The organism is Prochlorococcus sp. MIT2302 (assembly GCF_059772385.1).
Genome location: NZ_CM186285.1, coordinates 457,698 through 481,797, shown reverse-complemented (window position 1 = coordinate 481,797; position 24,100 = coordinate 457,698). Strand labels below are relative to the sequence as shown.

The 24,100-nt window shown below is 33.5% G+C and carries 43 protein-coding genes, 1 tRNA gene and 1 pseudogene; 24 read left to right on the top strand and 21 right to left on the bottom strand.

Translation table 11 applies throughout. The features are described from left to right. Nucleotides 1-158: 158 nt before the first annotated feature. Nucleotides 159-491, top strand: coding sequence for a hypothetical protein (locus AC6EI2_RS02920; RefSeq protein WP_498462914.1), 333 nt, complete (start codon nt 159-161; stop codon nt 489-491). Nucleotides 492-640: 149 nt separating this feature from the next. On the opposite strand, the gene AC6EI2_RS02915 is transcribed toward AC6EI2_RS02920, so the two are convergent. Further along, nucleotides 641-829 carry a hypothetical protein gene (locus AC6EI2_RS02915; protein ID WP_498462913.1) on the bottom strand — a complete coding sequence of 63 codons (189 nt, stop codon included), beginning with the start codon at nt 827-829 and terminating at the stop codon, nt 641-643. 707 nt (nt 830-1,536) lie between these two features. On the opposite strand from AC6EI2_RS02915, the gene AC6EI2_RS02910 reads away from it, so the two are divergent. From AC6EI2_RS02910 to AC6EI2_RS02895, 4 genes are all read left to right on the top strand, one after another. After that, nucleotides 1,537-2,001, top strand: a complete 465-nt coding sequence (locus AC6EI2_RS02910) for a hypothetical protein (protein WP_498462912.1) — start codon at nt 1,537-1,539, stop codon at nt 1,999-2,001. Nucleotides 2,002-2,059: 58 nt separating this feature from the next. Further along, nucleotides 2,060-2,215: a hypothetical protein gene (locus tag AC6EI2_RS02905; RefSeq protein WP_498462911.1), complete on the top strand. Its 156-nt coding sequence runs from the start codon at nt 2,060-2,062 to the stop codon at nt 2,213-2,215. A 10-nt stretch (nt 2,216-2,225) separates the two neighbouring features. Then, nucleotides 2,226-2,465, top strand: a complete 240-nt coding sequence (locus AC6EI2_RS02900) for a hypothetical protein (RefSeq protein WP_498462910.1) — start codon at nt 2,226-2,228, stop codon at nt 2,463-2,465. A 228-nt stretch (nt 2,466-2,693) separates the two neighbouring features. Further along, a complete protein-coding gene (locus AC6EI2_RS02895) occupies nt 2,694-2,876 on the top strand; it encodes a hypothetical protein (protein WP_498462909.1) in 183 nt (60 codons plus the stop codon). A gap of 49 nt (nt 2,877-2,925) precedes the next feature. On the opposite strand, the gene AC6EI2_RS02890 is transcribed toward AC6EI2_RS02895, so the two are convergent. Then, nucleotides 2,926-3,138 carry a hypothetical protein gene (locus AC6EI2_RS02890; protein ID WP_498462908.1) on the bottom strand — a complete coding sequence of 71 codons (213 nt, stop codon included), beginning with the start codon at nt 3,136-3,138 and terminating at the stop codon, nt 2,926-2,928. 421 nt (nt 3,139-3,559) lie between these two features. On the opposite strand from AC6EI2_RS02890, the gene AC6EI2_RS02885 reads away from it, so the two are divergent. Then, complete coding sequence (locus AC6EI2_RS02885) at nt 3,560-3,805, top strand: hypothetical protein (RefSeq protein WP_498462907.1); 246 nt, start codon at nt 3,560-3,562, stop codon at nt 3,803-3,805. Nucleotides 3,806-3,897: 92 nt separating this feature from the next. On the opposite strand, the gene AC6EI2_RS02880 is transcribed toward AC6EI2_RS02885, so the two are convergent. The 7 genes from AC6EI2_RS02880 to AC6EI2_RS02850 form a co-directional block, all read right to left on the bottom strand. Further along, nucleotides 3,898-4,032, bottom strand: a complete 135-nt coding sequence (locus AC6EI2_RS02880) for a hypothetical protein (RefSeq protein ID WP_498462906.1) — start codon at nt 4,030-4,032, stop codon at nt 3,898-3,900. A 3-nt stretch (nt 4,033-4,035) separates the two neighbouring features. Then, a complete protein-coding gene (locus AC6EI2_RS02875) occupies nt 4,036-4,164 on the bottom strand; it encodes a hypothetical protein (protein WP_498462905.1) in 129 nt (42 codons plus the stop codon). A gap of 163 nt (nt 4,165-4,327) precedes the next feature. Beyond that, nucleotides 4,328-6,022, bottom strand: a complete 1,695-nt coding sequence (locus AC6EI2_RS02870; RefSeq protein WP_498462904.1) for a protein adenylyltransferase SelO — start codon at nt 6,020-6,022, stop codon at nt 4,328-4,330. A 298-nt stretch (nt 6,023-6,320) separates the two neighbouring features. Beyond that, the gene (locus tag AC6EI2_RS02865) at nt 6,321-6,665 is read right to left on the bottom strand and encodes a DUF8646 family protein (RefSeq protein WP_498462903.1); all 345 of its coding nucleotides are present in this window, start codon (nt 6,663-6,665) and stop codon (nt 6,321-6,323) included. Nucleotides 6,666-6,770: 105 nt separating this feature from the next. After that, nucleotides 6,771-6,842, bottom strand: a tRNA-Gly gene (locus AC6EI2_RS02860). A 63-nt stretch (nt 6,843-6,905) separates the two neighbouring features. Continuing rightward, complete coding sequence (locus AC6EI2_RS02855; protein WP_219045946.1) at nt 6,906-7,070, bottom strand: hypothetical protein; 165 nt, start codon at nt 7,068-7,070, stop codon at nt 6,906-6,908. Between the two features lie 109 nt (nt 7,071-7,179). Further along, the gene (locus AC6EI2_RS02850) at nt 7,180-7,776 is read right to left on the bottom strand and encodes a hypothetical protein (RefSeq protein ID WP_498462902.1); all 597 of its coding nucleotides are present in this window, start codon (nt 7,774-7,776) and stop codon (nt 7,180-7,182) included. 312 nt (nt 7,777-8,088) lie between these two features. Here AC6EI2_RS02850 and AC6EI2_RS02845 point away from each other — a divergent pair, with 312 nt between their 5' ends. The 3 genes from AC6EI2_RS02845 to AC6EI2_RS02835 all read left to right on the top strand — a co-directional run bounded on the left by AC6EI2_RS02845 (nt 8,089) and on the right by AC6EI2_RS02835 (nt 8,953). After that, nucleotides 8,089-8,232: a hypothetical protein gene (locus tag AC6EI2_RS02845; protein WP_498462901.1), complete on the top strand. Its 144-nt coding sequence runs from the start codon at nt 8,089-8,091 to the stop codon at nt 8,230-8,232. A gap of 197 nt (nt 8,233-8,429) precedes the next feature. Further along, nucleotides 8,430-8,612, top strand: coding sequence for a hypothetical protein (locus AC6EI2_RS02840; RefSeq protein WP_498462900.1), 183 nt, complete (start codon nt 8,430-8,432; stop codon nt 8,610-8,612). Nucleotides 8,613-8,668: 56 nt separating this feature from the next. Further along, nucleotides 8,669-8,953 (top strand): hypothetical protein, encoded by a 285-nt coding sequence (locus AC6EI2_RS02835; RefSeq protein WP_498462899.1) that lies wholly within the window; start codon nt 8,669-8,671, stop codon nt 8,951-8,953. 142 nt (nt 8,954-9,095) lie between these two features. Here the strand turns inward: AC6EI2_RS02835 and AC6EI2_RS02830 are convergent, their stop codons facing one another. Continuing rightward, nucleotides 9,096-9,896, bottom strand: coding sequence for a TIGR01548 family HAD-type hydrolase (locus AC6EI2_RS02830; protein ID WP_498462898.1), 801 nt, complete (start codon nt 9,894-9,896; stop codon nt 9,096-9,098). Next, entirely contained in the window at nt 9,893-10,075 is a 183-nt protein-coding gene (locus tag AC6EI2_RS02825) for a hypothetical protein (RefSeq protein WP_498462897.1), read from the bottom strand. The genes AC6EI2_RS02830 and AC6EI2_RS02825 overlap by 4 nt, the downstream gene beginning before the upstream one ends. Nucleotides 10,076-10,805: 730 nt before the next feature. On the opposite strand from AC6EI2_RS02825, the gene AC6EI2_RS02820 reads away from it, so the two are divergent. From AC6EI2_RS02820 to AC6EI2_RS02805, 4 genes are all read left to right on the top strand, one after another. Beyond that, nucleotides 10,806-10,949 carry a hypothetical protein gene (locus tag AC6EI2_RS02820; protein ID WP_498462896.1) on the top strand — a complete coding sequence of 48 codons (144 nt, stop codon included), beginning with the start codon at nt 10,806-10,808 and terminating at the stop codon, nt 10,947-10,949. Nucleotides 10,950-11,550: 601 nt separating this feature from the next. Continuing rightward, nucleotides 11,551-11,766 (top strand): hypothetical protein, encoded by a 216-nt coding sequence (locus tag AC6EI2_RS02815; protein WP_498462895.1) that lies wholly within the window; start codon nt 11,551-11,553, stop codon nt 11,764-11,766. A 2-nt stretch (nt 11,767-11,768) separates the two neighbouring features. After that, nucleotides 11,769-12,032 (top strand): DUF1651 domain-containing protein, encoded by a 264-nt coding sequence (locus AC6EI2_RS02810; protein WP_498462894.1) that lies wholly within the window; start codon nt 11,769-11,771, stop codon nt 12,030-12,032. A 235-nt stretch (nt 12,033-12,267) separates the two neighbouring features. Beyond that, a complete protein-coding gene (locus tag AC6EI2_RS02805; RefSeq protein ID WP_498462893.1) occupies nt 12,268-12,444 on the top strand; it encodes a DUF4278 domain-containing protein in 177 nt (58 codons plus the stop codon). Between the two features lie 102 nt (nt 12,445-12,546). Here AC6EI2_RS02805 and AC6EI2_RS02800 read toward each other — a convergent pair whose 3' ends face one another. The 3 genes from AC6EI2_RS02800 to AC6EI2_RS02790 all read right to left on the bottom strand — a co-directional run bounded on the left by AC6EI2_RS02800 (nt 12,547) and on the right by AC6EI2_RS02790 (nt 13,879). Then, entirely contained in the window at nt 12,547-12,711 is a 165-nt protein-coding gene (locus AC6EI2_RS02800) for a hypothetical protein (protein WP_498462892.1), read from the bottom strand. Between the two features lie 508 nt (nt 12,712-13,219). After that, nucleotides 13,220-13,537 (bottom strand): hypothetical protein, encoded by a 318-nt coding sequence (locus tag AC6EI2_RS02795; RefSeq protein WP_498462891.1) that lies wholly within the window; start codon nt 13,535-13,537, stop codon nt 13,220-13,222. A 120-nt stretch (nt 13,538-13,657) separates the two neighbouring features. Further along, nucleotides 13,658-13,879: a hypothetical protein gene (locus AC6EI2_RS02790; RefSeq protein WP_269624992.1), complete on the bottom strand. Its 222-nt coding sequence runs from the start codon at nt 13,877-13,879 to the stop codon at nt 13,658-13,660. 99 nt (nt 13,880-13,978) lie between these two features. On the opposite strand from AC6EI2_RS02790, the gene pip reads away from it, so the two are divergent. Next, complete coding sequence (pip, locus tag AC6EI2_RS02785) at nt 13,979-14,929, top strand: prolyl aminopeptidase (protein WP_498462890.1); 951 nt, start codon at nt 13,979-13,981, stop codon at nt 14,927-14,929. Between the two features lie 92 nt (nt 14,930-15,021). Here the strand turns inward: pip and AC6EI2_RS02780 are convergent, their stop codons facing one another. Next, nucleotides 15,022-15,246, bottom strand: a complete 225-nt coding sequence (locus AC6EI2_RS02780) for a hypothetical protein (protein WP_498462889.1) — start codon at nt 15,244-15,246, stop codon at nt 15,022-15,024. 789 nt (nt 15,247-16,035) lie between these two features. Between AC6EI2_RS02780 and AC6EI2_RS02775 the strand changes: the two genes are divergently transcribed. From AC6EI2_RS02775 to AC6EI2_RS02765, 3 genes and pseudogenes are all read left to right on the top strand, one after another. After that, the gene (locus AC6EI2_RS02775) at nt 16,036-16,212 is read left to right on the top strand and encodes a hypothetical protein (RefSeq protein ID WP_498462888.1); all 177 of its coding nucleotides are present in this window, start codon (nt 16,036-16,038) and stop codon (nt 16,210-16,212) included. 459 nt (nt 16,213-16,671) lie between these two features. Then, nucleotides 16,672-16,904, top strand: a pseudogene (locus AC6EI2_RS02770) (DUF1651 domain-containing protein). A 178-nt stretch (nt 16,905-17,082) separates the two neighbouring features. Next, nucleotides 17,083-17,367 (top strand): hypothetical protein, encoded by a 285-nt coding sequence (locus tag AC6EI2_RS02765; RefSeq protein ID WP_498462887.1) that lies wholly within the window; start codon nt 17,083-17,085, stop codon nt 17,365-17,367. 326 nt (nt 17,368-17,693) lie between these two features. On the opposite strand, the gene AC6EI2_RS02760 is transcribed toward AC6EI2_RS02765, so the two are convergent. Then, on the bottom strand, nt 17,694-17,888 hold the full coding sequence (locus tag AC6EI2_RS02760) for a hypothetical protein (RefSeq protein ID WP_498462886.1): 195 nt from the start codon (nt 17,886-17,888) through the stop codon (nt 17,694-17,696). Between the two features lie 79 nt (nt 17,889-17,967). Continuing rightward, nucleotides 17,968-18,297 carry a hypothetical protein gene (locus AC6EI2_RS02755; RefSeq protein WP_498462885.1) on the bottom strand — a complete coding sequence of 110 codons (330 nt, stop codon included), beginning with the start codon at nt 18,295-18,297 and terminating at the stop codon, nt 17,968-17,970. 316 nt (nt 18,298-18,613) lie between these two features. Here AC6EI2_RS02755 and AC6EI2_RS02750 point away from each other — a divergent pair, with 316 nt between their 5' ends. Then, the gene (locus tag AC6EI2_RS02750; protein ID WP_498462884.1) at nt 18,614-18,808 is read left to right on the top strand and encodes a hypothetical protein; all 195 of its coding nucleotides are present in this window, start codon (nt 18,614-18,616) and stop codon (nt 18,806-18,808) included. Nucleotides 18,809-18,881: 73 nt separating this feature from the next. On the opposite strand, the gene AC6EI2_RS02745 is transcribed toward AC6EI2_RS02750, so the two are convergent. The 3 genes from AC6EI2_RS02745 to AC6EI2_RS02735 form a co-directional block, all read right to left on the bottom strand. After that, nucleotides 18,882-19,262, bottom strand: coding sequence for a hypothetical protein (locus AC6EI2_RS02745; RefSeq protein WP_498462883.1), 381 nt, complete (start codon nt 19,260-19,262; stop codon nt 18,882-18,884). Nucleotides 19,263-19,399: 137 nt separating this feature from the next. Further along, nucleotides 19,400-19,813, bottom strand: a complete 414-nt coding sequence (locus tag AC6EI2_RS02740; protein WP_498462882.1) for a DUF1499 domain-containing protein — start codon at nt 19,811-19,813, stop codon at nt 19,400-19,402. Nucleotides 19,814-20,003: 190 nt separating this feature from the next. After that, entirely contained in the window at nt 20,004-20,174 is a 171-nt protein-coding gene (locus AC6EI2_RS02735; protein ID WP_269605936.1) for a hypothetical protein, read from the bottom strand. 484 nt (nt 20,175-20,658) lie between these two features. Between AC6EI2_RS02735 and AC6EI2_RS02730 the strand changes: the two genes are divergently transcribed. Both AC6EI2_RS02730 and AC6EI2_RS02725 read left to right on the top strand, forming a co-directional pair. Continuing rightward, a complete protein-coding gene (locus AC6EI2_RS02730) occupies nt 20,659-20,865 on the top strand; it encodes a hypothetical protein (RefSeq protein ID WP_498462881.1) in 207 nt (68 codons plus the stop codon). A gap of 273 nt (nt 20,866-21,138) precedes the next feature. Further along, entirely contained in the window at nt 21,139-21,615 is a 477-nt protein-coding gene (locus AC6EI2_RS02725; protein ID WP_498462880.1) for a hypothetical protein, read from the top strand. A 58-nt stretch (nt 21,616-21,673) separates the two neighbouring features. Here the strand turns inward: AC6EI2_RS02725 and AC6EI2_RS02720 are convergent, their stop codons facing one another. After that, nucleotides 21,674-21,958 carry an inward rectifier potassium channel gene (locus tag AC6EI2_RS02720; protein ID WP_498462879.1) on the bottom strand — a complete coding sequence of 95 codons (285 nt, stop codon included), beginning with the start codon at nt 21,956-21,958 and terminating at the stop codon, nt 21,674-21,676. Between the two features lie 189 nt (nt 21,959-22,147). On the opposite strand from AC6EI2_RS02720, the gene AC6EI2_RS02715 reads away from it, so the two are divergent. The 4 genes from AC6EI2_RS02715 (at nt 22,148) to AC6EI2_RS02700 (ending at nt 24,094) form a co-directional block, all read left to right on the top strand. Beyond that, nucleotides 22,148-22,516 carry a hypothetical protein gene (locus AC6EI2_RS02715; RefSeq protein WP_498462878.1) on the top strand — a complete coding sequence of 123 codons (369 nt, stop codon included), beginning with the start codon at nt 22,148-22,150 and terminating at the stop codon, nt 22,514-22,516. Nucleotides 22,517-22,687: 171 nt separating this feature from the next. Continuing rightward, complete coding sequence (locus AC6EI2_RS02710) at nt 22,688-22,954, top strand: hypothetical protein (RefSeq protein ID WP_498462877.1); 267 nt, start codon at nt 22,688-22,690, stop codon at nt 22,952-22,954. A gap of 161 nt (nt 22,955-23,115) precedes the next feature. Continuing rightward, nucleotides 23,116-23,355, top strand: coding sequence for a non-structural protein (NS2)-like protein (locus AC6EI2_RS02705; protein WP_498462876.1), 240 nt, complete (start codon nt 23,116-23,118; stop codon nt 23,353-23,355). A gap of 7 nt (nt 23,356-23,362) precedes the next feature. Further along, nucleotides 23,363-24,094, top strand: coding sequence for a type 1 glutamine amidotransferase (locus AC6EI2_RS02700; RefSeq protein ID WP_498462875.1), 732 nt, complete (start codon nt 23,363-23,365; stop codon nt 24,092-24,094). Nucleotides 24,095-24,100 lie beyond the last annotated feature (6 nt).

Here is a 24,100-nt window from a genome sequence, read left to right as displayed (position 1 = left end):
TTTTCGTTCTTAGGCATCTCTTTGCTTATTTTTTATTAGATTTTTTTATCTTGGTGATTAGATCATTTCTAATGGATTAATTACTTATTTTCATCAAGTTTAAAAATGCTTTTATAATGATTGAGTAAATACATACTTCGTTTTCGAAAATTTAACCAATGGAAGATCAAATTAATGCTGCCGAAAACGCGAAATCTATTTCAGCCGGAATATGCCAATGGTCAGGAGCTGTGTTCGGTATTATGTTTGGACTTGGTTTCTTATTGGCAGAAGTTAAAAAGAACGATTTAAAATCTTTACCTTGGTGGAAGCCAATCTCTGCCCTTGTTGCTGGAGCTGCGATATCAGCCCACGGTAGTAATGTCATTAACAATAAACGGACAGCTGAATTAACTGCTTTGTTGGTGAGATCAACAAATAGCGCTTCTGTGTTGCCAATTTCACATTCATCAGAATATTCAGATCTCTTAGAAGACTCTGATAACCAATGATTTTATTAAATTAACAACTTTGCGACAGCGCTGTCTAATTCTCTCAGACTTTCTTAATTCCTTAAATAGCAAGAAATGACAAACCTAAAAACGTCATTGATAACGAAGAAAATATCAAAATTAGATCAATGTATTTCATCTGATTAATCTTATTGACTTACTCTTTGTGGTTGAGCTTGATAAGCGCAGATGCCAAATTGCAAGCACTCCATTTCTTCGTCATTTTTTGATCGGAGCTTTGAAAAATTTAGTCTTTCAGAAAGTTGTCTAAGAACCAGTCGAGCCGCATTTTCAGCAGCTTCAGTAGTCAATTGAGCAAAGCGATTTCCGTAGGACATATGAGGTCGAAGATCCATATTTTATTTTTACTCCTATTGGGGGAATGAAACCTAGAGAGTAAACACTCAAGTATTTATACTGTCTTTGAATAGCTAATTAGTGACTTTAATATTGGACATGTAGATAATTATTTCAGTGCAAGCCTCTCAAACATTTTAAAGCGAGAAATACAACATTTTATAGTTGTATTGATTTCTTTTAAATATTTGTTTTTTTATAGATTAACAATTCAGTTGAACTTTTTTATGAGTGCTAACAATCCAATTTCAAACTTACCAATGAAATTTTATTCAGGAGAAATGACTGAAACAAAATAGATAGTTATTTAGAACGAAACTTAGAGAATTAGATAAATTTATTGAATAAATTCCTGAAGTTGATTACTCAAGATTAGTTTTATCCCAAAAGCAACTCTTCTCATCTAGCTGATTTGGTATGTATAGAACAAATACCATACTGCATTAATGTCAACTCCACATCGTTTCTATGATGTTTCATGAAATATACGTGTGGAATACTTTTTCTATAGTTTGAATTTAATGAATTGATTAAAGGACATAATTAAGATCTATTACTTTTCTGATCTGTTCGGGTAGAAATAATAGAGAGTAAACCCCAAAGTATTTATACGCGTTTACAGGGTGTGAAGAGTCCGTTCTAAGTATTAAATGATTTGCCTAGATTTAGCAATATCTAACGTTTTCGAATGATTAAAACAATAATAAGAGCAATCAATTCTGCATTTATTTCTATTGTCTTAATTTTAATTATTCTGACAGGTTGGACTTGTTTTGCTTTTATCTCTCAACCTACAAAATCTGGTGAAATAATTAATGTGATTCAAGATATGTTTAAAAGTCAGAAGTCGGTAATTATAGACATTGTCGATCTTTCGAAATTACTAATAGACGATACAAGTAAAAAAATAGCAAGTGAGGATAATAACCTTTTAACAAAATCAGAATTACTCACAGGTCAAGAAGAGAAGTCTCTATTTGATGACCTGTCAATTCTGGAAGACAATGGTGAAAATCCTCTCGGGATATTTATTGAACCATCCTTGCCTGAAGTAAGCGAAGAAAATTCTCATGAAATCATTTTAGGACCATTAGATAGTGATCAAAGGGAGGTGTCTATTAATGAAATGGAAGTAGGAATGGATATTAATTAAATCAATTAAACGAACTTTCTTAAAAGGCTTTAATATTGCTTTGCTTCCAATTTTTCCTATGAATAAAATTCTACCTTTAGTATTCGCCTTTTCTTTTACGATAGCTCCTGTTTTTGCATGGGGTGAAGGTGGATGCTCTTTATCTAATGAGAACAAAACAAGTCAAGATGAGACGGTTGAGGAAGTTGATGGTTCCAATTCTACCGATAGTTAATTTCAAGAAAATGACTAGCACATTGCTAATTCGACTTGTTTCTCTCTCTCTTTGTCTTCTCCTAAATCTTTATCCTGCGGTTGTTAATGCTGATGAAATAGATTCATCGCTTATAGAATTAGATCCTATTGAAACCGTTCAAGGTCCTAATCAAATGACAGAAAAGCAAATGAACGATCTTTTTGGAGAAGATCCTTATTTAGGCCAAACTTCCTACCTTCAGTCTCCTGATGGCTTTAGTCAAAGATAAAAATCAAAATAATGTAACTTTAGTATCGAGCACAGGCAGAATAAAGCGTTGAGAAAAAATTGCCTCTTAAAAAAATGTCTTTCAACAAATGTACTAGTTGAGCCTTGGACAATTGTCTCTATGTGTTGACTTGTTTTCTCTGAATGTATAAATACTTGAGTGTTCCTCCCCATAGCTTTCTTAAACCAATATGAGTAGAAATTAAGTGGGTTGTTTAGGTATCTAATTATGCCATTCTCAAAGCAATTATTTCGAAATTTTTCTGGGGTTTCTATCCAAGGAAATGAAATGTCTGATTTGTTTGCTAATTACAAGCCTAAATATGATGATGATGTAATGGAGTGCTTGCAATTTGGTATTTGTTCTACTGGTTCAGCCCCATCAAGAGAAATAACTTATTTTCATTTTTGAAAAACAACTTTTTATATAAGTTTCAACTATTTACTAGTACTTAATTAAGCTAATTAGCCGAGGTTAGCCAGCGTAAAATTATTAATATCAAAACAGTCGTAACTAAAGGGAATGCTGGGTAACGAGTTTTGAAATTAGCAGGAGGCCAGGGAGACCATGAGATTAGTCTTCCTTTGGGTTCTATAACTACCTCTTTTTTTTCTGAAGTTTTTGGCGTTTTGGGTAGAAATCCATTTTTTTTACCTTTTTTTGATTCTCCCATGGTCATTTAAATAATCAAAATATTAAAAGGTCAATTTTGAGATTGTGACTTAATGGGTGAGAATTTTGATGCTTTTTTTTGTTTTTTTTAAGAAGCCATATACACAAACATCCCTGAGAGTTGAATAATATTTAAATAATCAGACTTGTACAATTTTCACTAAAGAAGCCTTAGCTTTAAGAATTTCTCGTTCAATGTTCAATGAGAGAAAAAGTGTTGAGAGTTTTCATGCTTATCAATGTATACGAAGTTACCTCGTTGACTTATCAATGAATGAGTTGATTCAACTAGCGAGAGACTATGGAATTGAATTACCGAAAATTTCATAGTGAAAAACAAAGGATTGGAGGTTAACCCTACACGCAGTTAACTAAAGGCCTTCACAGAATATTTAAATAAAATTAGTGAAAAAAATTTAGTAATGAGTAGGCACAACGTTCGTGTCAGAGCTAAGCTTCCGCATGGACTTATAAAAACAGCTAAGAATTGCAATGTTGACAATCGAGCAGAAAAGCTTCACATGTTTACTAAAATAGTTCTGGAAAAACAGGCCTTGAGGGAAAGATACATTAAGTTGATGGATGATGCTGAAAGAGCCATAGGTAGAAAAGAAGCTCTCTACCTACTTAGAGACGCTGAGATTATTTGGCATAAAATTAATAGTTGATACGGTTTAAATATGATCGTCCATGAGAAATCGTATTATTGACTACTTTCTATCTTCAATGCTTAAAGAATTTATTTTATCAATATGAGACATTATTTATAGACAGAGTGGTCAAAATTGATCTCAAGTTGCTTTGAATTGTTAGTAAATTGGTCTAGTCCCCATAATTCACCTCTTTTTGAAGCTTCAACAATAGCTTCGTAGTATTCGGGGATGTGTGATGACATTAGTCAAATAGCTATGGGTGGAATGCCAGCAGATAATTGATGATAATTAATCACTCCAAAAGAAATTACTGCGGGAATGAACCAACTAAATGGAAGAAAAATTCTTATTTTGGATTTTGTTTCTTCTGACATGGATTAAGTTATATTTATAAATCATCCTCAAATTATTCGAATATCGAGAGAATATTTAGTTCGGTTACCTGTATAGATAAAAATTCTTTTTTTGTTGTTTTTTGGAGCGGATATTTTTAAATTGCTAGTCTCAATATCACTACATTTAACTGCTCATCTTTATTCAAGATGAGCAACTGTAATGCGAAACCCCACCGGTTCCAAAGAATTTCTTGGGCTTGAGTCTGTCATATTTTTTTTGTACCTCTATTGATTGCTCTTCGTAAGGGTTTTCTAAAACAGCTTGTAGTTCCTTTATGAGACCATAGTCCCCTTTCTCTGCCATTTCGTATGCTGGTGTGATGAGCCATTCCCGCCATGTGTATTTTGGATTAACACGTTTCATTTTTGCTGATATTTCATTTTGATTACCTTTGTTAATTACTTGCTTCTGCCACCTTCGTAGCCAACTGATCCATTGTGTCTCAATCTCTTCTGAAATTGGTTGATAAAAACTATCTTTTAAGACGTTATGTGTTTTTGGAATACTAGAAAGTTTTCGGAAAAAGATTGTGTAGTCTACCTTTGTGTGAACCATGAGTTTTAGCATTTCATTAACTAGAGGTGCGTCATAGGTGACTAGGCCTAGTTTCTTTGTCCACATTTTCTCCATTTTTTGATTCATTACTGTAGTAAATCCATCACGGATGTTATCTAGTCTGTCCAGGGCCTCTGCGTGGTTGGTAAGCATTGGTTGAAGCGCTTTCCAGAACATATGAAAATTTGCCTCGGCAGCAACTTGTTGGTTAAAGAATGCAAAATGTTCACCACCTCCTGTCCACGGTTGGAATCTTGGATCGAAGAGTTCGCAAAATCCAAATGGACCATAATCGAGAGTGAAACCTCCTGCAGCACAGTTGTCACTGTTAAAATTTCCTTGGCAATAGCCGATCCGCATCCAATTAGCTACTAATGATGTGAGTCTTTCTCGGAATGAATTTGCTAGTTCAACGACTTGATTGCTAAAGCTAAGATTAGGATCAATTTCTTCCTTGTAATTTCTTATGATTAAGTGCTTCACAATCATCTCGAGCTCTTTCATTGCATCTTGATGCTCATGGTTCCGTACTCGACGTGCAAAGAGTTCTATCTGACCTACTCTTAAAAATGAAGGTGCGACTCGTGTTGAGATTGCAGCTGGTGTTTCTACTAATATGTCTGGATCGATTGAGTTGGAGTCTTTTGCATACCAAGGCCTGCGGACTGTTTCAGATTTAGAGACATATAGTGTGAGAGATCGTGATGTTGGTACCCCGACTGACTGCATATATTCCTGCACTAAAAACTCACGAACACTTGAACGAAGCACTGCTCGTCCATCAGCTCCTCTACAGTACGGAGTTGGTCCTCCTCCTTTAAGTTGCATCTCCCATCTTTTTTCATTAAAGAGACCTTCAAATACTGAAATAGCTCTCCCATCTCCATAGCCGTTGCCTGTCCCAAATGGACATTGTTGAGTATATTCAGTTCCATAGATAGATAATGCGTAACCGGTAGCCCAACCAAATGGTCGCATCGGTTTCGTTGCAACACTTATGTCACCGGAGAATAGACGACGAAAAAGCTCATCTAGAGCAAGTTCCTGACTCAAGCCTAACTCGTTAAACAATATTTTACTGTGAGCGACATATTCTGGTTTTGGAATTGCTGTTGGAGTGACAGGTACATAGTGACCAGAAAAGACCTCTCTTGTTAGGTGGTCGTCACCATCATCTGTTGCCTGAGGATCAGGTTCGAGAGAATCCATGAATGAGTAGTCAGCTTGTTTTGCAAACTCAGAAAAAGTTCTAGTTGTCTGCATAGCTTTAGTACTGCTCATTTAGATCTTTTTGTGGTTGGTCAAGTCTTAAATTTGATGATTCTTTCATTTATATTTCTAGCATAGATTCGAAGCTTTAATGTTCTTAAATTTTGTTTTAACCAACCGACAAGTCTAAAAATGAAGAGCAAAATATATTGAGTCAGCTTTATTTTCGAGAAAGTTTCAAGACTAAAACTTTATAGCTAATTAATCCCATATAAGGTTAATTCGTATCAGCTATTTTTTAAAGAACTCAGAATTAACCATCAAATCTGATTCTTTTTACTGTCATTACTAGTGATTTTGTAATTCGTGATTATCTAAAAAGACCTCTTTTTTTCTTTGGGGTTTTTGACTGAACCTTTTCTTCTACAGCTAATAATGCTTTCTTATGAGCAATTTTAGATTCAACCATTGTTGTGATTGATATCAAAAATAAGCCTCCTATTCCAATTAATTGTTCGGCTTTTGTTGGCTCTGTATCACCATTTAAGATGGCTCCTAGAACGAACCAAGCTGTAGCTGCTCCTCCAGTTGCAAAGTAAGGAATCCAGCGACGTTGGTAAAGGTATCCAGCACCTAAGCCAGGCAGGAAATTTAATATTGTAGCAACCCATCCACTTGATGCAGCTAGAATTTGTTCCTTAGAGGGGTTATCCATGCAAATCTCTAAAGTCAAATTATGTCGATATCAATTGTTTTCTGTGGACTGAACTTGCTGTTGTGAGTTACACCACACAATTGGAATTTAGTTTCGATTTTTTCAAGCGGATGACCAGACTCGAACTGGCGACATTCAGCTTGGGAAGCTGACGTTCTACCACTGAACTACACCCGCAGATCTTTACGTTAGCGAAGTGAAATGCCTACCCTATCTTTAGACACTTTCTGAAATGAGAGTCTAATCAGTTCTTTTAATGCCCATATTTCTGTTTTTGCAGTCTTTTTCTATTTCTTTTTTGATCATCTCATAAAGCGCTAATTCTTCTGGATCTTCAGAACCAAGTCCATACCCCATCGTTGCAGCAATATAAATTTTGTGTTGTCTATGAGAACTCAGACTCATTAGCTTTTAAACATTAATCAATGTAATTCTATGAATCATCATACCTAAGATGATTCATAGAATATAATTTTAAAAAATCATAGCGATCTTGAAGTTGATCGATATCTTATTAAGCAGAAATGATTTCTTTTTTTCTTGATCTGTTTAAAACTGCGTAAAATGCTAAGACACTTATCGTTCCAGATGGACCTATAAATACATGCCATATTTGTTCGCCTGAACTTGAAAGTAGAATCCCAAAGAATGTAGTAAAGAATACTCCCGTGATTGGATAAATAAAGACGACCCAATCTTTAAATCGTTTCCACCATTGCGATATAAGTAGAATACTTATTAATACCTGAATTAAAAGAGTTGTTGACTTGTCCAGTAACCAATAAGAAAAAATCGCGGCAATTATTAACAAAATATTGCTAGTTATGATCGACTTGTTTTTAGCTACTGAAATAGTTAAGAACGATAATCCAACAGAAAGAAATGAATAAAACAGCCAATTATATATTGATGAGTGATCTACATATATCCAATCCGTAGTCGTATGATCGAACATCTCAAACATTGAAGCAAGTCCTAGTGAGATAAAGGCAAAAGGTGGTAGCAGAGGAAATCTAATTTGCTTGAATCTGTTTATGGACTTAATTCCAATAAGGATAGGGATGAGAAATGCTTGTAGATGTGCTAATAACAATAATGATCTGAAGGTCAATTAAGTTAATTTGGAGCTAATACGAAATTAGCAAATTTATTGAAATCTTCTTAATACAAGAATTAATATTTTTTTAAGAAACTTACCAATAATTGAAACCGGGTTAGTTGTTTAACAGAGGAAACCCGAGGACGGACTAGGCGAATATTTGGACGTTAACCGCACATTCCAAAATTAATTAAAGTGTATTTCTAAATTCCAGCTAATACTAAGATAAAAACAACAAGTAAATTAGTAATAAGATATGTTCTTAATTCCTCCAGACTCACTTTCAAGATTATTGGTTGTAATGTTGCGAAAGTTGTTGAGAAAATGAATTTCTTTGCGGTTTTAGATCCTTTAATAAAAACCTTTATGCAAGTTGCACTTGTCATTGGACCATTCAGTCTTGTTGGCTTGGTTTTGCTACTTAGGAAAATTGAAAAAGATCATCCAGAACGTATACGATGGAAATAATGAGAAAAGAAAATCAATTCAACTCCGATTCGAATTATCCAGAAAACTTTTGGCCGAAAGTATTAACTCTTCTCTGTATTGGGGCCTTTATTTATTGGGTAATGACTTCTCAAAATGCTGATAAAATTCTCGATCAATATCTTTTTGACCCAATTCTCAGACTATTTGACAGAATAAAAATCAATGATTTTTCGTAAATGATTAACAGACTTATTTCAAGTGAAAGATCCAAATGGACTTTTGTGATTGGTGTGGTTGCCATTGGTGCAGGATTCACAGCAAAGAATGTGATCTCCTATCCAACTGAATGTATGAGCGAGGAAGTTGTACAAGACTTTGTTACACCTAAAGGAACTACAAGGAATTTCACCATTTTCTAGTTTTTTTTCCTCAATAAGTCAAAAAAACCTCTACATTTGAAGAAAGAAATTTTAAGATGTTTTTCTTTAATCCTTTTTGGCCTTTAACAGCTTTAAGAATCGCTTCATTAAAAGCAACTTCAACATTACTTTTACTTCTTTTAATTAAATCAAACCTTCTTCGTTTGAAGGGTGGACTGATAGGCGGACTTGTTGCACTTACACTTGTTTCTGGATTAATTGTCTCATCAACAGTTGCTGGTGGAGCTGCTTACTACATTTTTCAAAAAAAGAAATCAATTGATGATGAAGTAGACATGTCTGAGGATGATGTAATTAATGCTGAAGCAGTTTCAGCTTGATTTCGTTTTGCAGTTACGTGCTAAAGATGGTTACCTCATTATTTACTAATTGTTTTAAGCACCTCTCTAACAAATTATCTTATGTGGTTTTTATTGTTCAACTGAATAACTACGAGTAATAAAAATTAGATTATCGAACTATCTATTTGTTTATAAACAAATTTAGAATTTCATTTTTTAAATTGTCCATCGATTTAATAATCAGGTCTGCACCTGCTTTTCTCAACTCTGCCTCATAACCTAGACGTTTCTCTCGACTTGAATCTACATGTAAATGTGGGGGGGCAATAGCGATACTGATAAATTTCTGATCAGGGATCTTGATTCGAGCATTTATTACTGTTTTAACATCTGCAACAGTATCTCCAATATATGCAATTGGAGGGTTGGAAAGGCCTAAAGGATTTTTTGAAAGTTTAGAAGATAGTGAAATAAAACCTGTTGGATCAGGTTTTTCAGGCGCTTCACCCATTGCAATCAAGGGAGCATATGCTAAGCCAAGCCTCTGCTCTAAGACGAATTTCGCTGAAGGTAATTCAGCTCCACTTACGAAACCCCAACCAATTCTTCGCTGAGTTAATTCCTTAAAAAGTGTTTGTTTGACTAATAAAGTTTCATCTTTAATAAAACCTGACCATTCACTAGAGTCATGGTTTGGATCTCCACCAAAATAAAAGTTTTCAAAGCATTCAATTAATGTTTCTCTAGACGGAGCTGAAAAAGAAAGATTGTTAGTTTGTACATGTCTATTAATCATTTCTAGGCTCAAATCCCAATCATTGTTCCAATAGCCTTCACTTTTTATAGAATCAATATCTTCTATCGAGGGTCTCCACCCACTAAAGAAATTTACAGTTTCTTGGATAGCCAATCGATAACTGTTTGTTACGTCACGAATAACCCCATCTATATCAAATAAAATTAGGCCAATATTATTCATCATTGAGTTTTTTTTCTGATTAAAGATGTTAAATGAAATTTATTGTTTAGTTGAAGCTTAAGTTCTAATTCACGATCTTTGAGACCTTTTTCATTTTTAATAATTCGATTACCGACCCAGGCAATTCCTATACCAATGGTTGCGGGTATACCAATTACTGTGAATCTTGTAAGGCTTTGCATTCTTTTGCTAGATAATAAAAAAGATTTGTTTGAGCTTCTTTGACGTTAACAAGCAATTTTAAAAATTAAAATATTAAGTGAATTTCAACTTGTTTTGGTTATTCTTAAATCTCTCCATAAGCAGGCCATCAAATAGAGATAACAAGCCATTGAAATATAAAAAATGATGTCTTCTTTGCTCTGCAGTGGACATTTGAAAAATTGAAGCATAAATAACTATTAAAAGTACTCCGATTAAAATTATGTGATATGGAGTAGTCAAGTGAGAACAAAATTTCTAACCAATGAAATAAGTCGATGTTGTAGTGCAATGCGAAGATTTTTGGGTTGGTTACACCAATATTTGAGAATATGAGGTAAAACCATATTTAATAAATTGGAATGTAATGGTTAGTTTCCTTTTCTTAATACTAAAGCCAGTACTCTTTTTGATGTTGAAAAAATTTTTCAAGAAGCAAATGAAAGCTTTTATTATCAGTGCAATTGAGTGGCTAGTTCTTCAAACAGACAATGATTTAGACGATAAAATTCTTGCGAAGGTGAAAAGTGGAATGAAATTGGGTGTCGTTTGATCAAATGCTTAAGCAAGTGATAAATGGATTTACAATATTGACTCCATGCAAAACACTTTTATATTTTTGTTGTTAGGTGACTGTAAACTATGACTGAATAATGTGAAACGAAGTGGTCACCCACTGAAAATCAAATCGATAACATCATTATTCCAGCAATGCAGAGAACTGCTCAGCAATTCGCTAAGTATGCTAGTGAACTCCAGTGTCCTCCTGCATTTATCGCACTAATGCTTCGAGATATTGCTGATACTTTTGAAGAAAATGAAATAATAGGAGACAAATGTTGTGATTGTTGTTAAACCACCTTCAATTTGTCTACTAATTAAAAGTCAGCAAGTTAACTATCCAGTTGTACCAATAAGGTATTTTGCTTGATACTTTTTTATTTGCCTTTTAAGCACAAGTAACGAGGAATACCTGAACTTTTTGTGTACTGCTTACCTTGTTCCTCGCATTGAGATATGTTTTTCATTTCTATTTTTTTCAATTCCGTAAGTACTGTTTTGAAGGATCAACCAAAAACTTTCGGCTTGTGCATTCATAGCTGTCAAAAACATAGCCGATGACAAAAATAATAAATTGTGTTTCATTGATCTTCTCCTATTGTACGACTCTATCCAGAATAAATTCACGTTTTTGGAGGGATTTCCTCTTTTTGTACCCGAACTGGTTAGCCCTACCTGAACCGACCTTTGGGGATAGATTATTCCTGGTTATAATCCTAACAATTGTCTTAAATTTTAAATAACATTTTAGCAATGACAGCGATTAATAAAATTACTGCCGTTAAGCTTTTAGTTTTAATAAACCTCCCTGTTTTGCTTTTTATAGCAGGTGTTTACCAATTAGGTTCTGCAGTAATAGTTTAATTATTGTTATAGCTAATTATTGTTTCTAGTAATGTCCAAATGGATTCTGTCCCAAAAGCAAAAGTCGGGTTTAATAAGTAGAACATTCGAATTTTTTATTGATGAGTTAGCTGAATTGCCGTATGAGCTTGATTGCCCAGATTCATTCATATGTGATTTGCTTAAAGTTGCTAAAAATCTATATTCACCTGATAGTTGTCATTCAATGGCTTGGCAGCATAAAAGTGATAATCCAAGCTCCTACTGAAAATGCAAAATGAAAGTTGGCTTGTGAAAAAAGATCGAGTCTGGGCAATGAGGTTTTTAAAAGATAAACACCCTGATGAAGACGGAACTACATACATAAGGGTTCACTACGCTAGCTGCAGGCTCAGATTCCTACACGGCATTACTCCTCATGTTCAATTACATGAAAGTGAGAAGCTAACTTATGAAAAAGCAAGACACCTATGGAGGTCGTCGGTGGAAACTGGATGGGAAGTCTCTACGAAACCCTTATGGGAGACCTCTTAAACCTTAAAAAAATTGGCAGAATTCTCTTTTAAGTTGATATTTAAGAAAAAAAGATTTTGAAATTCGAGTATTTACTACTAGATAGTTTTGTATCCAGATGAACTACGAGTGCCATCCATGCATAACATAATGTTTTTTGTAGCAACCGCTACCAAAACGTTCAACTCGTTACATGACGAGCCGCATCTCGATTTAAGCCAAGGAACGGGGACTTAAATCAACATTCGGAGTATGGATGATGACAACTCTTTTATATCGTGGACACAAATATGTCCAGCACAAAGAGCAAAAAGCTCAAAGGGATTGTGTTGAGCTGACTTACAGGCGTAATCACTACAACACATGCAGAAGCGATGCTAAGTCTGAGCTAAATTCCAAATTGGCTTATCGCGGTCATCGCTATCAACATTAGTTTGTTAACTATTTTATGAGGCCCTGCTTGGCAGGGCCTTTTTTTTTCTTAGATAATTCTTGTTTGGTTGAACAGCTATTTACTCGTACAAAGTTATTTTTGTTAGCCCTCATAAACCTTGCAAGTAGATGCTGTTGGATGATTAATACATTCTTTTTCCCAAAACTCATCTCTAGTTTCATTGGGAACCGTGTAAGAGAAATCATGCATTGTTCGAATATCACTTAATGCATTTTTGATTATGTTCAAAGGAGTTTTTAGTTTCATAGTCCTCCGTATCGGTATATAGATTTTCTAATCGATCTTGTTAAATTTATACACCTCGGCTTTTACTTAAGTAGAATTAACTATGGCACGATTAACGAATCAAAAATAAGAATTTTAGGAGTAGAGTCTATGCTTAAGGATTTACCAAGTTAAAAAAATATAGTTTGTGGTAATTATCAGTTAATAATCAATAGTTTGTCTCATTTTCTAAATGGTTGAGTAGTAATGAATAATCTTGGATTGAAGGTTGATAAACGCATTTGACGTCTATTTACCAATCTGGATATAAGTAATCGTCTCCTATGGGCTCTTCAAAGAATTGACCAACTTCAATTCCATAAAAATATCTTGATAGTTTGCCGAAACAATTTTGTTTAAATAAAAAAAACGGTCTGTGCAGACTCAGACCGTTAGTGAATTACTTCTTTCCTATCTAAATACATTATTTTAGTTAGTGCGATAGTAAGGAATACCCAAATAATTTGTTTAAGGACAAGCCTAGTATGTATTAATTGGAATGAACACTGATAAAGGAAGGCGGTTCAAACTTTTTTTGAAGTTTAAATAATGTATTTACTTTATTCTTTAAAAAGGAACCAAAACCCAAATCAATAAAAATATATAGAAATAGGGAATAGCAAAAAACCACATAGAAAATAAGATGACATATGAATGTGTCTATGAGATCAGATTCTTTTTCATTAGTTGTTTTTTCTTCAACATCTATCTTGGGTGACTTAAAATCACTTATTGAATTAGTAGCTATTGACTCAACCCAGCCAAACTGTGCTAGTTCTTGATCGATTATTTTTAGCGCTGAAGTCATAAAAAAGAAGAATATTCAAATATTCATCTTTTTTATCGTGTTAAAAATCAAGTTCTAGGCCAACGTTACATTTTTTAGTTTTTTATCTAAGTTTGCTTGAAGACGAACACATGATCCCATTTAATTTCTTCCATTGCACCTTTGAACTGCAAGCATGTTTGCATCCGCATGATTCTTTTCTGATTTCCAAATCTTATTTGAAGTTTGACCAATACAAGCAACTTCGGCTGCATTTTTTATTCCTACTGGTATTTGAGTTAAAGCCAAGATCATTAGTGCAAAACCTGTTCCAGGGGCATGAATATTTAATCGAAAGCTTTTGAGCCAATTTTTCTTACGCATTGAGCAATTCCTTTTTAATAATCTTTTATAGCTATTTTTGTTATGTATGCTTGTTTTGAATGAAATGTCTTAAAAACAAAAGACGAAAATTTAATTAAAATGTTATTTCCAGAAATAGAACCAAGGGAACAAGGGATATTGAAGGTGAGCCCACTACACTCAATCTACTGGGAAGGAAGCGGCAATCCAAATGGATCCTCTGTCTTAATTGTTCATGGAGGTCCCGGGGGTGGAAGTAGTCCTTCTTATAGAAGATATTTTGACCCAAAGAAATTCAATATTGTTCAATTTGATCAAAGAGGATGCGGTCGATCTTCTCCTCATTCTGAGTTAAAAGAAAATACGACACATCATTTAATTGGGGATATTGAAAAATTAAGACAACTCTTAAAAATTGAATCATGGCATGTCTTTGGGGGCTCATGGGGCTCAACATTAAGCTTGATTTATGCCATTCAACACACGGAAAAAGTTTTAAGTCTTACTCTTAGGGGTATATTTTTGTGCAGAAATACCGAATTAAGTTGGTTCTATCAAAAAGGTGCTAGTGAGATTTTTCCTGAAGAATTTGATCTTTATCAGTCTGTTATTCCGCAAAATGAGAGAGGCGATTTAATTAATGCTTTCCACAAGAGATTAACCAGTCAAGATAGGTCTGAAAGAGCCAAAGCGGCTCGTGCTTGGACGAGATGGGAAATGTCAACAAGCTTTCTCACGCCAAAAGAATTATCCATTAAAAAAGCTGCAAATGATAATTTCTCAGATTCTTTTGCGCGTATAGAATGTCATTATTTTGTTAATAACATCTTTTTAGAGGAAAATTATATTTTAAAAAACATCACTAAGCTAAAAAATATTCCTGTTTCGATTGTTCAGGGAAGATATGACGTGGTTTGTCCCATGAGAAGTGCATGGGATCTTAATAAATCATTACCCTCTTCAAAACTTTATGTAATCGATAGTGCAGGACACTCAATGAAAGAGATTGGAATTTCTAAAAAACTAATTGAGTTGACGAATGAGTTAGCTAATTCCTCCTCTAACCCCTAATTTTCAGTAGCTGTTACTTGATCTCAATGATATTTAATTAATCCTACACCCATCAGAAATTACAAGAAAATCGTTTAAATTCACTCATTGATTTAATCTTGCTTGCTGTCTTTTTTTATATCGCCAAAAGCTTTTACTGGGAACTTCATACCTTGTCTCCATACAGCTGTAATTATTAAAGCAATGAAAGCAATAATGGGTATAAATCTAAGTACTTCCATCGTGGAAGGTTCCGCAACTAAAGATTTAAAAGGATCACTAAGAGATACTGGAACGACCTCGTATGAATTTGCTAGTTCATTTAGATCTACTTGCATTTTTTTTTGGCTTTATTATCGAACCTTATAAAAAAAAACTGCGTATTTTCTTTTGACTCGTTTGTTTGTGATTTGCATGTAAAAAATATACCTGTATAAGTAAATAAAGCTAATCCTTTAGGTGATTTATGTGTTCACAACCCGCTTCCTTTGACTTATTGATACTTTGATTGACGTCATATTTGCACATCCTTTATTTTAGATAATTTATTTGGTCAACCCTGAAAAGAGAAAGAACCAAGTAAAGATAATTATATTTAGTCCAACTGTCAAAGATATTGCGATCACTTTATAAGTGTTTCCAACTTCCTCAGATTCTTGATTGAGCTTCATTCTTTTCATTTCGCTCCTTTGTAAAAAAAAACTTCTGATTCACTCTCTGAATATAGCTATAGGAGGAGAGGTGTCTTTTCCCTTTCAATTAATAACAAAAATTTTTTTTTTAATTAGCTTTGACTCTTCGCAATTTAAGTAAAAACCTATTCTTTGGCTGTATTGGGAAGTTTATTGTAGTTGGAACATTTGCAATTGAACTGATGAATTAGTTGCTTAGTTAATGTAATCATTACTATGATCCGGTTTCTTTGAGTCGGTTTCAATGTTCGATATCTCGATATCAACGTCAACTTTCTCTCTAATCAATAGAAAATAAAAGATTGAGCGACCTTAAAGCTTTCATGTTTATCTTTATTAAGTTTGTATGTTTTGTACTTGATTCAATGTCAATGGATTTATTTACCGATTGATAAATCTTTTTCATTAGCTAAAAATGTATAGTTGCATATTCATATGACGAGGGCTCAAATTACGGCACCTACTTTGCCAAAAGGCTCTACCGAGGTGAAAATCATTGAACGAAGTTGGGGTATTGAAAGATGCTACGTAACACCAGATGGTGATAAGGTTTGTACCCCAGCTCCATTTTTAACAAATCATCGTAATCTTGACTGGACTTGCTTTGCTTAACAAGTTTTCTTATCAAAAATATTTTAGTAACTGTAAAAACCTGTTTCTGTTTTAAAGCCTTATTTTTTTTTATCTTTCATAATCCGTTTTCACTTGTTGACATTTTAAAAATTGATGAAGTAGCAATAATTAGTAAAATTGTAATTATTGCTTGGTATGGTGCATAAATCTTTTGTTTTTTGCTTTATATGCAAATTAGCTACCCCCGTTTACTTCAAGTTGTAGAGCAATGCGAATGTTTTAGGGTAGTTTCACCCATGCGTTGAACTTTCACATGACCTAAAACAATTGAAAGTATTTGATTTTTTAGAATCATGAAATTGTTTACTCCATTCAGTATTCCCAAAGCAGGTATGACAGCTCTTCCAAAACGAAAAATTAAAGCTACATCCAAAAAATCACATTAAAAAAGCTACCAAACCCTGGTGGTATTCTTGTACTGCTCAGGTATAGAATTAAATGAAGCAAGATGGTTGGGTTACTGATGTAAATGGAATATGGATACTGCGGTTTCGGTATAACTGGGATAGCTGGGATCAAAACCCTAAAGTTTGATAGAGAAAGGAAGACTTGAAGTTGACGGACCTCCACTCCTAAAAAGTCGCAGGAGGATTAGACGAGCAATGGCAGTTAAACTTTGGAAGGAATTATTATCAACTGGATTGAGACGTTTAGATCCGCAATGGGTTTGACGAACAAAATAATGATGTTTTATGGTAGCTTAATTAATTTATTTTTTTATTTTTCCATTACGCTACATAAAAAATGAAACGGTTTTATTCGCAGACTACTTAATGTATAGATTTTGAACATCACTTCATTATTTAAATGTGAATTTATTAGGTTGGATTTCTAAATAAGCATATGATCATGACATCAGACATTGAATACTACAAACAGCTTTCGAAAAAGGTTAGTACTAAGCAAGACAAAATTAATTTCTTTGATCAAAACCAAAAGGCATTTTACGTAGATATATATTCTGATAGTTGGTCAAATATGATTGAGGCATATGCTAAAGCAGAGAACCTAAGTTCAGAACAAGTAAATAAAGTTGAGGAGATGAAATGGAGTGAGATGCCAGAGGATCTAAAGATTTTTGCTTATGATTTTTGTATTCTAAATGGGTTCGTTTTTACTGGAGTTGGTAACTAAAAAATACTGATTATTCTTCATTAAAAAATTTTATTTGCTTAGTCGTTTGAATAATTTACCTATTTATGTTTTTAGTAGATTGATTGTTTTCTTTTGATTGTATTGGTATTACGTCGGATGTTTGTTGCTTCACGTTTGCTTCAGTTTTAACAGGTATGTGCGCAAAGCTTTTTGATTTTCTAAAAGGTGCAATTTATTTTTTCTTTTTTCTCCTTTTCCTTTTTGGTTCAAAACCGTCTTTGAAGTCAGAACCAGATTTATTGAACCAAGCCAACAAAGTGGCAATATATGTTCCAATCAAAGCAGCAATACCCTATTGAGATATTTCATCCATTAGCAAGAAATTTTCCTTCCAGTCGCTGATTAATAGTACCAATTACCATCAGCTCCGATATAGAACATACGGTTTTTGTATTTAGACTTTGAAAATTGTTCAAGTCTTCTTTCATGCATATTGAAGATTTTGTGTTTAACTCTGGATTCTGTTCTCTTTGTTCATTGGCTCCATCTTCTGATTCCATGCCACTTTTCTTATGAGCCAAATTGAGGCTATAAAAATACAATAACTAATAGATTCATTTTTTTATATGCAAAAAATTTTTAGCAATAGTCTCTCAACTCTCTCCACTTATCTAGTCCTGCTTGAAGATTCTCCATTTGACTTGTTGAACCATTTGTTTTAAATGCTTTAATCAAAGACTTTGTGGCTTCGATTCCATAACTAGCAGCTTCTCTTTGCCTTGCACAAACTCTGTCTCTTGATCCATCTTTTAGGTCTATCTCAATTTCTTTGAGTATTCTGCTTGCCTTCTCTTGTTTTTGATAAAAATCAGTTAGATACATTTCGAATTCTGACTCAGCACTAACTGGTATGACAGAAAAAAACAAGAGAATAGGAGGTATCAGTAATAAAAGAAATAAATTTTTCATTCTTTCATAATGGCGATCTTTCATATCTTCACAACTATTTAGTTTGCAACGTCATATGGGGAACCCGAACACGCAAAACGTTTCAATTGTATGGATCATTTATATATGAAATTCTCTCAATTTTACCTCTCAGTTTTCACACGGAAACCATTAGAAATAAGTTTGCTTTTTATTTATTGTGCTTCATTAGCATGCTTCACTTGCTGAATGATATCTAAATGAAAACACCTAATGAATTATTTCAGAGACCATTGGCAATGACATTTGCATTTGTGGTTTCTACTTTCATATCTCATTCTCTTTTGGGAAATTTAGTATGAAGACTCCCTCGATAAGTTTAAAAAGATCACTTGATGTCACCATGAAGGACATTTACCTAAAGATTAATGAATTAGGTAGTAAAGACAGTCAGGCATTAAGAGAGGAATATAAAGAATGGCTAGAAGCAGGTAAAGTTGGAAATAAACACCCTCATGTTCTCTATACGAATCTGACCAATCCCAAAAGTTAAAACGAATATCTAGGGGCTTTAGATGTCCTAGATATTCGTTTAAGGTTTAGATCATAGCTTATGTTTAGATCTCTCAAGCAACTGATAGTTCATCTTCGTTAAGTAATGTATGAGTTGTAGACTCATACATTTCATCACTACTCTTGATCTCAAGAGAAATCACATCTCCTGTCTCAAAATCCCCTTCAACATTTTGCTCGGATGCTGTTTCCAGATTGGGATCTAGTTTTACTGACGATCTGATCTCAGATAAAACTACTTGAGCCAAATCAGCTTCTTTAACAACTTGAGACCATGGGTTAACCGTTGCTGCAATGAAGTCCCGATTAGCTTCTGTTTTGTCCCCACGGGTGATGAGTAGGAATGGTAATCCAACGGTAAATAGACAAAAAATAGCTAGGAAAAAGTTGGCGATGGCCATTTCTCTACCAGGTTCAAATGCTGCTAGAAGCATAAAAAGAAAAGCAATTTGTATAAAAAATCACTTGCTTTTTATCCTTAAGCCATACCTTCGCAAACAAACTTAATCGAAAAATTTTATTTGTTCAAAATCAATGACTTTAGAGGATAGTTAACATTTATTTTTTTGGGTTATTTAGTGATGTCTGTTTCTGTCATTAGACGATAAGCAAAGTCATCAACCCTCTTCTGATTCACGCCATTATCTCCAACTCCTACTCTTGATTCAGATCTGACTTGAATAATACCTTTTTCTGGAATTGCTTTTAGTAGTAGATCATCGGTATATCTCCTCCATTTGGTCTTTGCTTCAGCATGAATGAATGAATCAGTCTGTTCAACTATTTTTGTTCTTGCTGTTTCAGAAACTATCTTGGTTGCTTTTTTAAAAGCATTTTCTAAGTCGTTTACTTTAAAGTCTTCTCTCACGCAGTGAGTAATTACAACACAATCTGGTAGTTCAGTTGTTGTTGCATTTGCTTTATGGGGGACGATGGTAACAACAATTAGAATTGAAAAGAAGAAAGTTAAAAATCGATTAATCATTAATTAAAAAGATCTAGTTAAATTAATTAAAAGACAATTTGAATAGGTTCGCTTTAGTAAAAAAAAATAATGTTATGTATCAACAAGATATTTTTCTGAAATTTGTGGTTTGAAATTATAAATATAAAGCTAAAAAAAATTTTTGGATAAAATATATATATATTTTTTCGAGCCTATCAGAGTTTTTTTTTTAACTTGCTAATTCATTTCCCCATTCTTTGTGTTTTCTATCTAAATCTACTATTGAATTTTTTTGAGCATTAAGTATCAGTAAACGATGAACTAGCTCGATCTTGGTTTCAGTTACCTCTTCAGAGTAAAACTTTAGAGGTTGCTCTCCGAGCAAATTGTCTCCGCTCATTAATTCAATTAATTTTTTATTTTATCTATTTAGGATGAAATCGAGCATAAGCATAGGTTTTTAAGGTTTTTTTTCTTTTTGCTTTACATCACTCTTACTGGTTGTCCCCACCTTAGCTATCAAATTGCAAAGAGCATTAGTAGTTATAGTCTCATCATATGGTTTTGTCTCATATTGCATTGCCCCCACGAGCTTTATTCGTACTTTTGAGGCTATTGATCTCTCCACCCCTGATGAGTCAAGTCAAAGTTTTTAACTATTTTTTAACTATCTATGCACCCTGTTTTTCATTCTGAGTTCGTAGGCCTTGATTGGCCAATCCTTTTAATCGGTCACATCATAATGTTTTGGTCTTTATCTGTAAGACTTGATTGGTCTTGGATTCCGTTAACGGAACATGAGAAGTTATGCGGTTCTGAAGGTGATGCATATCGAGCTCAAATCAGTTCATTGGAAAAAACTTTTCAAAATAGCTAGGATCTAAATGAAATTCTTATTTGTATTACCTCTATCCTTGTGCTTTTTATTTCCTACAAAAACGCAAGCATCAAGAACTTATAAACTTGATTCTGTTTGTGAAAATTTTGCCGCTGGGAAAATAGATGCCCTCAAAACCCTAAAAGCTTTGGATTTAGATATTGATCATTATTCAATAGGTTTGACTAATACCGCAAAAATATTTTGCGCTTAGTTTTTGATTTGTTTTTATTTTTTTATATCTACCACAACTTAATAACTCTTTAAATTAGGCTCAGTAAATTCTACTTGTAATAACTACTTCTTGATACTACCAATATTAACCTCAAAAAATGTTTGGTTTGTTGTTTTCTACTAAATTGATTTTTTCTTTGCTGTACGTGTAACAAATAACGAAGAAGCCAAAGCATTAGTATCTAATCTAAAATGGTTACTAAGAATTATCTGATTGCAGATTTCCTTTAATCATTTTTTTCAATAAATACATATGAATATCGCTCAATCATCACCATTGTATGAATATTGGAATTCTGCGCAAGAAGAGAATGATGAAAAAAAGAGACTGTTAAAGCTTAATCCAGATAAACCTGCTTCTAATCTTTTTAGGAATGAACCTTACAAATGGGAGAATCTCTATCAAAGCGTTCTTAGGAATGTTATCAGTGGAGATGAATCATCAATAAAAGCTTTGATGGTTTTATTATCTACAATCAGCCAAAAGGAGAAAGACATAGTCCTTCAATCTCTAGAGGCTTTTTTAGATAAGCATTTAATTTCTAAATTAAGAAACGAAAAATATCAGGATATTAAGTCTAGTAAAAACTTTTATACTGCCTTAAGAATATTGTTGACTATTTTTATTAATCCATATGAATTAGAGCTAAAAAAAGAATCAAATCATCTTTATGAGAGAACGGGCATGTTTTTTTATAAATTTAGAAAGATATTTTTATTAAATAAGTGAGATCTAAATTTTTGTTGAATTATTTTAAAATTAGAATCTCAAAAATATATGAGTAGTGTCATTGGAGAGAAAATTTTTCTATTAATTTGATAAGTTTTTCTGAACGAAGGGTTTTTTGTGGCCTGGCCTCATCAAGTACTACTGCACAACATAATTGCCATGAGGAACCTTCTTTTAATTTCAATTCTTTAGAAACATTTACTGGAGCTGCTGTTAAGGAAGTTATTTCATCTATATGTTCGAGGGTTTCCCATAGTTCACTCTCTAAGAAATCCAGTTCAACTTTTGAGAGGAGTTTTGTTGCTATAAAATCTTTGACTAATTCTGTAAGTTCTAAAGACATTTTTAATTTAATCTAACGGAACAATCCATGGGTTTAATAAAAAAGGCTTTCTGTAAAAAGTTATTTGATTTTGACGATAGCATTTATTTAAATTATTTATTTATTTATCAGCTGACTCTCAGATTCCATCATTAATGGCTTAATTCAAAAACTATAATATAAAAAACACTTTCAAAACAATAACTGGAGATGGAGATTACAACCGAATGTGCAAAAAAGGCACAGAAAGAAGCTGAATGGGCATACAACAAAGCAATGGAAAAGTTCTATTATTCAATGCTGGAGGTTGTTTTCTTAAGGATTAAAAGTCACCTATCTAAGCAGGGGCTAGAGAAAGTCGTGGAGATAGATAAAAAAAGAGCTATTAACGAAAATCTCGGAGTTGAATTTAGTCAAAAGACTTGGTCGGTATTAGCTGAAGCTTGGACAGGCGCAGAGGGTTTGGCGATGGCTAAGATCGCTGAACTTTATGGGCTGGAGATATCCGATTTAGACATATCCAAAATTCAAAAGCTCGATGGAAATAATGGTTCTCCAAAATGCGGCCCATCAATCTAACTTTGAGGTACATTTAATCAGTACTGAATATAGTTACTGATTGATTTGAAGTTGCAACAATTAAAAAAATTTCTGAAAGAAAGAAAAAAGCTACTCAAAAAGAAATATCTAAAAAAAATTCTTGATAAACAATCCAACGAGCCTTGACTTTAATTGGTGGTATTTATTCTTATGTCGTACTACTCTAGTCATATGACATATTATGCAAAGCCAAAATATATTCAATATGATGAATGGTTTGATAACAACATAGATCCATGTGAGTTAGAGTATGAGAAGGAAAACAAGTTTACTGATTCTGTTCATGAGAAGTTTTATAAAATGTCAAAGCATAATTTAATTATCGGTGGGTCGGAGTCTCTTACAGATTTAAATAAACCTGAGAGATGTTCAAGAGGTTTTTGCTCATTAACAGATGAGGAATTAAAGCAAATTTAATCAAATCTCAAGAAAAAAATTATATTTAATGATCATTTCTTTATTTATTTAGAAGCTCCTATGTCTTTGATTTGTCTAGGATTTTTCTCCTTTTATATAAAATTAATAAATGATTCCATAGCTCTAAAGTTTTATCTAAAAAAGATGATTAAATTATTTATATGAAATATCTATTACTTGTTACTTTCTTGTTGGGTCTAAGCACCCCATCGGTAGCAGTTACTACTCGAATGTTTAAAGTTCTAGATACTTGTGCAAGATATAGGTTGAAAGAAAAAACTGCTTTAGTCGCAATAGAGGACCTCAAACTAAAATATGATGGTAAAGATGAAAAGGAGGCAGAGCTATTCATCAAATTGTATTGCTCTGTTTTTACTCCAAATGAAAATGTAGATTTTTAATTTATTTATGAGTCGTTTACTTGTTCTTCAGCATTTAGAACGCGAAGGGCCTGGACTTTTTGTAGATATTGCTCAGGAAAGAGGATTAAGTGTTTCCATTTTCCGTTTGGACTTAGGAGACTCTCTTCCTGAACTTAGTAATGGAGATTTACTTTTGGTGTTGGGTGGACCTATGGGTATAAGAGACATTGGAACTTCAACTTATCCATGGCTTATCGAAGAAGTTCGCTTAATAAAAGAAGCCTTAAATCAAGGTATTGGATTAATCGGAGTATGTTTGGGAGCTCAGCTCTTAGCCTATGCAGCGGGTGGTGATGTCGAATTGCTTCAGGAGGAGACATCTCGTCAACCATTAGCTGAAATAGGGTGGGACTTTATTTTTGCGCAATCACTAGAAAATAAAAGCAAACTCACAGCATTTTTAAGTCAACCTTTCCCTGTTTTGCATTGGCATGGAGACAGAATTATATTGCCTAATATTGCGGAGCTGATTGCTAGTAGTAGTAGATGTAAGGAACAATTATTTAGTATTGGTTCGTTAGCATATGGGATACAATTTCATGTTGAGATATTCGATGAAATGGTTGAAACCTGGATTTCAGAAGATCAGAAATTTATATCTTCAGCATTAGGGGTAGACGGGCAAGCCATTCTCAAACAACAACAAAAAGAATTTGCTAGTACAACGCTAGAATCAAGATTAAAATTTTTAAACGTTTTGTTTGACTTATTAAACTAGATAAAA